The sequence below is a fragment of the Streptomyces sp. NPDC058964 genome, assembly GCF_042741275.1.
Lineage (GTDB): Bacteria > Actinomycetota > Actinomycetes > Streptomycetales > Streptomycetaceae > Streptomyces.
This window is the reverse complement of sequence record NZ_JBHYKH010000419.1, coordinates 1-7,995: the sequence shown is the minus strand read 5'-3', so window position 1 is coordinate 7,995 and position 7,995 is coordinate 1. Positions and strand designations below refer to the sequence as shown.

Here is a 7,995-nt window from a genome sequence, read left to right as displayed (position 1 = left end):
TGGCCCCAACGTCGTGCTTTACCGGGCAGGTCCACAGACTGCCCGACGCGCCGGAAGCTTACGGGGCCATGATCACTCGCGCCAAAGCAGCGCCACCCCAAAGCCGCTCCGCCGACCTTAACGCGATAAAATCAGCACCGTTTACTCAGGCTGCGAATGCTTTAGATACCAGGTCCCCCGCTAACGAATATCATCCTCTGCCAGCCATTGGATGAATTGATTCCCAAGGTCCCGAATCTCAGCGTCGTGGGGACCGGGACCATCCTCCCAGCTAACTCTTCGAAATAGATCTACCGCCTCCCATTCACTGAGCCTGTCCTCGATGTCGTCACCAGAAAGGGCACGCTCAAGCTCACTCCACAGAAGGCGCAAGTCTGATTGCACAAGCCTATAGCGAGGGAAGCCCTCGTAAACTCGGCGATGAGTAGCCGATTCGAGATCCACTTCTACCGCGCCCACATAGCTTTGGGAAGCTTCCTTCATCACCGCATGGAGGTCGGTTGCCTGCTGAATAGAGACCCCCTCCACTTTAGCAATGGCAATATTCTTGTACCGAATAAAAGTCGCCATCTCGGGAATCCCCAGCGTCTTCCAAAGGTCTGGCTTCGACGCCAGTATGTCTACCGCGACATCACTTGGTGCAACGACTCCATTATTGGCAAATTCACTGAGGGTCAGGCTATAAACGGCCACTCGGACGTCGCGTCGGAACTCTGGCACGACGCGAAGAATCTGAGCAAACAGTTCACGTTCTATCTGCCCCGGCATAACTGCATCTTCATCGAAATGCAGCGCTACGGTTTTCAATTCTCCCTCTCCCTGATCTACCACAAGGGTCGAAGGCGTGCGCTGCAAGCTGGAGAACTCATTAACGAAATCGTCCACGGACAGGGTGTCCGGACCTGACCCGCTCGACGATTTAAGGTAATCCCACATAGCGCTCTCAGGCGTCTGCGGCTGCCCAAAGATTCGGGCAGACACGAAAATCTCCGTGTCCGTGACGCCCACAACTTGGCCCAAGCCAGCGTAAATAATAGGTCGACGCGCTGCGCTTTTAAAGTCAACAATAGGGGTCCTGGTAGTTATCCAGTCCGCATCGAATCGGATTCGCACTTTCCGTTTGCCGACCGCGCACACCAGCTGCGGAACATTTTCCCATGACGCCGACTTAGGCATACTCGGCAGCGAGCGAGAGTTGCGGGTACGCATCGGCTGTTCAAATGAAACCATTTGACCATGCTGTATGTGCGCTACGGTCCGTTCGTTAAGCTCCGTGGCTCGAGCATCCCATACGGCGAAAAGCGGATGAATTCTCTCTATAAAGAAGCCGGAGGCGATCCCCTGCTCATGAAACGGGCGGCCGATATCGAGATTCACCTCTTTGGCAGCCTTCAGCAACAGGTTCGTTCCAGGCATTGCGGCGATCCTAGGAAGATTCAGGTAGTCAATAGATGAAAAACGCATATTCCACGACTGCCCGGATTGCCTCATTGAGGCTGCCCGCTCTTCCTGCTCTGCCTTCATCTTAAGCAGGGCAGAAATCGCATATTCGCTCTCACTCTTGTCCACAAGGTCGTGGCACGATGGGCAAAGGAGAATGAGGTTGCCGATTGAGTTCCTCTCCTCGATCGACAAACCCGGCACCGCGCGCGGGCCTCCATCGCTCAGGGCCCTGATATGCGCGACCTCAGCTGTAGGTGCGGGCCCTCTCTTCCCAGGATCCAGTTCGCAGCCACACTTTTGACACATGCCGTTTGCCCTGCGCCAGAGTTCTCTTTGTGTCGAATCCTTCGGCTTTGGGCTCCGCGGCGCACCCATATCCCCCACCCTGAACGAAGTCAGACGAAAAAGGTCAACCCCAGCACTTGTGCAATCTTTGCGATGGTCCTGGTCATGACGTCATTCAATAGTTCTCCCGCACATACTCGTACGTTCGGTCGAACAACTCGCCCTTGATCGGCAAGCTGTACTCCTTCAGGGCGGAACGCAGCTCGCGACGGACGCGTTTGTCGCCAGCGTCGCTGGCGCTCCAACCGGCATAGGCGACCTCGACGACGATCGAGTCGATCCGCGAGGCTATGTCGGGGACGATCTTGTGCAGCCCGGGCGGTGTGTTCTCCGCGACGATCTGCGTGAGCGCCCCACGCTTCGGATCGGCCAACTGGTCGAGCGCTGCCTGGTCGCCCTGTTCCGCTGCCCGGTCCGCGGCGACCACGTCCTGAGCGATCTTCAGCGCTTCCTCGAGGAACGCCAGCGAGTCCTCGACGTTCTCGATCGCCTTGGCACGGAGCTTCGCGATCCGCTCCGCCAGCGACCGGTACGCAGGGCTCTCGGTATCGGCGAGCCGACGCCTGAGGCGCGCCTCGATGGAGTCGAGGACCTCCTGGTACACGTCACCGGCTTTCGACTCCGGCGCCTGCTGCTCGGAGAGCTTCAGCTGCTCGGCGATCTTCTTCACCAGCGCCAGACCAGCAGCGTCGAGCGTGACTGTCTTCGACGGCATTGACTTCACGCCCACATCGGTCATGTGACCGTGAATCAGGTCAGTGGTCTTCGCGCCGAGACGTGCCCAGAGGAAAGTCTTGGAAACGTCCTTGGGCCGGATCGACTCGTACACCTTCGCGAGCCAGAAGTACTGCCCCTTGAATGGCTGGAGCATCGGGTGCGGGTCGAGGAACTCCCACACTGTCTGTAGCGCGATGTAGGTCTCGATGAACTCGGTGCGCTGCGCGCCGCCCTCAGGGATCCGCTCATGGGCCTCAGCGAGCGACTCGAATGACGAGTCATTGGTGTCAATGCCGTTGAAAAGATGGAGCAGCCGCGTGAGGTCGGCGACGAACTTCCCCGCTAGCTTGGAGGCGTCGGTGACGTTGAGCTCGTCCTCTTCATCGTCCTTCACCTTCGGGCCGGCCACAGCCTTGCCGATCGCCCTCGCGAGGCCGATGAAGTCGACGACCCGCCCGAAGTCCTTACGCTGACCGGTGACAGGGTTCTTCCACGGACGGTTGGGCCGCGTGATCGTCTGGAACAGGTTCGTGTCCTTGGCGGGCTTGTCGAGATACAGCACGCCCTCGATGGGCGCGTTGAAGCCGGTCATCCACTTCGCGGTGACGACGATGAACGACATCGGGTCATCGACCTTCTTGAAGCGGCGCTTAAGGGCCTCCTCCTGCTCCGGTGTGAGCAGGTACTTCTTGTGCTCCTTGGGGGTCTCCTTGCTGTCGGCGACGTGCATCACCACACCGACCTCACGGAGTCGTCCATCCGGCATGACTGCAGCACGGCGCTCCAGCTCAGCCTCGATGGCCGTGGTGTACGAGATCACAAGGCGCTGGTTGTAGGCCACGACCTGAGCCTTCTGCCCAAGAGGCGCGACATAGGTAAGGAAGTGGTCGACAATGTCGGCACACACAGCAGTCACGCGCTCGGGGTTGGAGAGGATCGTCTCGATGTGAGAAACCTTCCTCGACAGGAAAACCTTCTCCTCCTCGTCCAGGCCCTCATCCGTGGCCAACTCGTCGAAGGCCTCGTCCAAGGCTTCCTTGTCGAGGTTGAACCCGACGGACCGGCCTTCTACGATCACTGGCTTGGTGAACCCATCGGCGATGGACTGCTCCGGCGTGTACCGCGACATCACAAAATCCGGGTCGCCAGGGTCGCCGAACAGCTTGAACGTCGAACGGTCCTTGTCCTCGACCGCAGTACCCGTCGCACCGAAAAACTTCGCGTTCGGAACCGCCGCGCGCCACGCATCGCCGAACTTCCCCTCCTGCGAGCGGTGCGCCTCGTCAACGAGGACCACGATGTTCGACCGGTTGTTGAGATGGCCGGCCTCAGCGAACTTGTGCACCGTCGTGATGACCACACCGGGCTCACCGCTACGCAGCAGAGCGTGCAGCTCCCGCCGGTTGCGGGGCACCGACATCCGCGGCATGCCGGCAGTCTCGAACATCTCCGCCGTCTGCCGGACCAGATCCCTACGGTCCGCGATCACGATGACCGTCGGCGCGCTCCCGAACTTCTCCGTCACCGCGTCATCGCGCAGCAAACGGGCGGCGGCGAACGCCATGAGTTCGGTCTTGCCCGATCCCTGGTGATGCCAGATCAGTCCACCAGGACGGCCTGCGAGCACCTTGGCGTGGATCGCCAGAGCCGCCTCGAACTGCGGGTAACGAGGCAAGAGCTTGATGTCGACCTCGGAGGCATCCCGCGCGTGACGGAACATCACCAGGTCCTTGAGGATCGGCAGGATCGTCTCCGGCCGCAGCAGTAAGCGCGCGGCCCGCTCGACTCGAGCCGGACCCGTGACGGTTTTGGGGTCGTCCTCAGTGGACCCCCACGGGGCCCAGATCTCGGAGTCGGGGTCCGGGACCGCACGGATCGGAGCCATGCGGAACTCCAGGCCCTCGGTGGCGACGTTGAAGACGTTCGTCGCGAAGAAGTTCGAATACTCCTCCTCATACACGTCGTGAAGGTCCTTCGCGGCGTTGACCCACGAGACCTGATGCTTCACAGGCGTCTTGGTCTCGGCAACGACCAGCGGGAACCCGTTGACGTAATAGACGACGTCGAACCGGCGCGGTTTGGCCGCACCGTTGACGGTGACCTCGTCAGCGACGGTGAAGCGGTTGTTGTTGAGGTCTTTGAAGTCGATCAGCCGACGCGGCATATGCCTACCGTCGATCGTCGTGAACGAGTGGTCGCCGCGAAGCATCACGGTCAGTCGCTCGTTGGCCGCAACGAGACCGTTGTGCGCATCGAGCACAGCCTGATTGAGCTCATGCAGAACGAGGTCTGCCGACTCGGGGTCGTCGACCAGCTCTGGGTTCAGGGTGAGCAGCGCTTCGCGTGCCCAGCCCTCGACGATGACGTCATGCTGATCGCGCGGCAGCTCATCCCCTTGGAGACGCTCCCAGCCAGCCTCCTCCGCCCACTCGAGCAGTGAACGCTGGATCGTGCTCGCTTCCGTCCATCCCATGTCAGGACACCTCCTCGAGCAGAGCGTCGTACGCCTCCGGGATCTCAATTTCCTGGTTGAGGAGGGAGGCCAGCAGCGCGGAGCGGACAGCGCGGAGATTGGCGAGCTCCAGATCCAGGTCTTCCACTGCGGACGCGACAGCATCACAGTGCTGAACGTACTTGGACTGATCCTCAAGCGACGGGATCGGCAGACGCAGAGAACCCAAAAGGGCCTTATTGATCTTCCTCATCGATGCGGTCCCGCGCGCTGATGCTGTGACAGTCGAGCGCACCGACGGGGAACACAATAGATGAGCCAGAAACGTCGCCTGGCAGACCTCGGGCTTTGTTTGAATTCGCCAGATGAGGTCAGGCAGATAGGTCTGGGCTGCTACGTTTCGCGCGATGGCGGCATAGCCGACGCGATCGAATGAACCACTGGCTCTAGTGATAAGGAGGTCGCCCTCTGCCACTAGGTGGGCACTGGTGTAACCCGCTAGGTCAACAAGTCGCTTTGCTTCGGAGGCCACAAAAGCGCCCAGTTGGATCGCGCTCAGTTTCAGGACAGCCGGCTCTCCAGTTCGCGGCTTTTCATCCGAAGTCTGAACGCTCTTTCCGCCTTGGATCCCGGAAACAACGCTGCGTAGATCGTGCTCGGTACCTTCCGGATGCGCGTTGCGAACGACTGCCAGCAATGAGGCTGCCTTCTGCTTCTCGGCATCCAGCCCGTCAATCTGTGCGTCCACCGCTGCCATGACGTCGACGATTCGGCACTGCTCCGACAACGACGGGAGAGCAACCTCAATCGTCAAGAAGTCAGCGGGCTTGACCCGTTCACGCCTGCCGCCCATGCCAGTCGACAACGCCTGCAGTTTCTCCCACAGTCGTTTCGTGGTCGTAAGGAGTCGGAAGTATTCGGGAAGCATTCGTTCGCCACATGTGAACGTGGGAAACTCTTGCGACGCGTAGACCTCGCCCAGATCGTTCGGAGCAACGGTGATCGCTCCTTCAAACGCCTTCAAGCGGCTGTAGACGATCTGGTTCGGCCTGATGCGATTCAGCGTCTTGTACGTGGTCTCATCGCCAGCGATCGGTTCCCGGAACAACAGGCCCCGACCGCGGTTCAAGACACCGACGATGTCGTAGGAAGCCTTCGCCGTGATCGGGATCGCGTCAACATCCAGTGCGATGACCTCGTCGAGCCGGACCCGCTCCCACTCACTCACTGGACACCCCGAACACGCTCAGGTCGACGCCTGCCGCTGCAAGCCGCTCGAACATGACAGTCTCGGTGTCGATGCGATGCTGCCGGGCGTCGGCATACGCCACGAGCGCGGTGCCCAGATCGGCGGTCTCCTCTGCAGCGACCTTGATGTAGCGGCCGATGTTCAGGTCGAAGCCGTTCTGCTCGATCTCCTCGAGTGGCACTAGCCGGACGTTCGCACCGCCCTCACCCGCTGAGTCGCTACCCGTCCGGTACGCCTCGACGACAGCTCTGACGTCATCCTCGGACATCAGATTCTGCTTCTTGCCCTTGATAAACCGCGCCGAGCCGTCAATGAAGAGCACGTGATCCTTGCGCTCAGCTGGCTTCTGGTCGCGGAAGATCAACAGGCACGCCGGGATGTCGGTCGAGTAAAACAGCTTGGGCGGCAGCCCTACGACGGCCTCCAGAACGTCCTTCCCGATGAGGCCCCGGCGGATCTTCGCCTCCGCGCCTGGGCGGAACAGCACGCCGTGGGGCATCACCACGCCGACACGACCGGATCCAGGCTTCATCGACGAGACCATGTGCTGGACGAAGGCGTAGTCGCCGTACTTCGCCGGCGGCACGCCGTAGATGGCTCGCGGATCCGAGGACCAGCGGTCCGCTCCCCAATTCTCCAGCGAGAAGGGCGGGTTGGCGATCACGGCATCGAACTGGCGAACCGCACCGCTGGGGGCCTTGAACGCCGGAGCACGGAGGGTGTCTCCGCGCTTGATGTCGAAGTCCTCGATCTCGTGCAGGAACAGGTTCATCCGGGCGATCGAGGCCGTCGTCAGGTTGATCTCCTGGCCGTACACCCTGAGCGTGCGGTGGTCCTTGCCGGACTCGCGCAGCTGGTTGATCGTCGCGACAAGCATCCCGCCGGAGCCGCAGGACGGGTCGTAGACGGACTCGCCCGGCTCAGGCTGGAGGATCCCGACGAGCAGGTTCACGACCTCACGGGGCGTGAAGAACTCGCCGGCCTTCTTGCCCGACTCGTCGGCGAAGTTCTTCAGCAAGTACTCGTAGCCCGCGCCGAGCAGGTCGTGCGAGACCGTGGACGGGTCCAGCCTGATCTTGTTGAACGCTTGAATGAGCCCCAGCAGAGCCGACTCCGGGATGCGCTCCTTGTTGCCCCACGAGGCGTCGCCGAAGACGCCAGCGAGCGAGCGGGGGTTGGCCATTTCGATTAGCTGGAAGGCCTTCGCGATCTCCGCACCGAGGTTGGTCACCTTCTCGGTGACCTCACTCCACAGCGTGCCCTCAGGCAGCTCGAACCGGTGGAATTCGGCCTCGATCTCATCGTCGAGGTCGTCGCCGTACTTGTCGAATGCCGCGTCGTGCTCGTGGACCCAGGTGTCGCTGATCCACTTCCAGAACAGCATCGGGAAGACGTAGGTCTTAAAGTCAGCCGGGTCGACGGGGCCGCGGAGCGCGTTCGCGGCGTCCCACAGCCGGGCTTCGAGCTCGTGCTGGGTGATCGTCACAGAGATGAGGTCCTTCGTTGAAGACGGTGCCCTGATTATGGAGGAGGGCACCGACATTCGGGAGTCCGGTGCGGTAGGCAGCAGCGTCCTGCAAACGATGACCAGCACCCACGCTCCGAGCCGAGCGTGATCGCGGACACACTTGGATCAGCGATTGGCCACCGTACTGGAGCTTCTGCAACGCGCCACCAAACGAACTCTGCTAGAAGCAACGCCGTTCAGTTAAGGCCTGGGGCCGCTTGTCAAAGCCGTAGGCAAAGCAGCGGAGCTGCCGTAGAAGAGGTCTGTCACTCCAAGACATCC

At 61.0% G+C, this 7,995-nt stretch carries 4 protein-coding genes and 1 pseudogene; all 5 read right to left on the bottom strand.

Going from position 1 to position 7,995, the window contains the following annotated elements; translation table 11 throughout:
• Positions 1–180: 180 nt before the first annotated feature.
• The 5 genes and pseudogenes from ACFW2E_RS35370 to ACFW2E_RS35350 all read right to left on the bottom strand — a co-directional run bounded on the left by ACFW2E_RS35370 (position 181) and on the right by ACFW2E_RS35350 (position 7,692).
• A complete protein-coding gene (locus ACFW2E_RS35370) occupies positions 181–1,569 on the bottom strand; it encodes a hypothetical protein (protein ID WP_384472627.1) in 1,389 nt (462 codons plus the stop codon).
• A gap of 3 nt (positions 1,570–1,572) precedes the next feature.
• Positions 1,573–1,749 (bottom strand): annotated as a pseudogene (locus ACFW2E_RS35365) (HNH endonuclease); the annotation flags it as partial.
• 154 nt (positions 1,750–1,903) lie between these two features.
• Positions 1,904–4,978, bottom strand: a complete 3,075-nt coding sequence (locus ACFW2E_RS35360; RefSeq protein ID WP_384472624.1) for a type I restriction endonuclease subunit R — start codon at positions 4,976–4,978, stop codon at positions 1,904–1,906.
• Position 4,979: 1 nt separating this feature from the next.
• Positions 4,980–6,185, bottom strand: coding sequence for a restriction endonuclease subunit S (locus ACFW2E_RS35355; RefSeq protein WP_384472621.1), 1,206 nt, complete (start codon positions 6,183–6,185; stop codon positions 4,980–4,982).
• The gene (locus tag ACFW2E_RS35350) at positions 6,178–7,692 is read right to left on the bottom strand and encodes an N-6 DNA methylase (RefSeq protein WP_384472618.1); all 1,515 of its coding nucleotides are present in this window, start codon (positions 7,690–7,692) and stop codon (positions 6,178–6,180) included. The genes ACFW2E_RS35355 and ACFW2E_RS35350 overlap by 8 nt, the downstream gene beginning before the upstream one ends.
• Positions 7,693–7,995 lie beyond the last annotated feature (303 nt).

Coding starts and splice junctions, on each gene's coding strand:
- ACFW2E_RS35360 (WP_384472624.1), bottom strand. CDS start 4,978: ATGGGATGGACGGAAGCGAGCACGATCCAGCGTTCACTGCTCGAGTGG.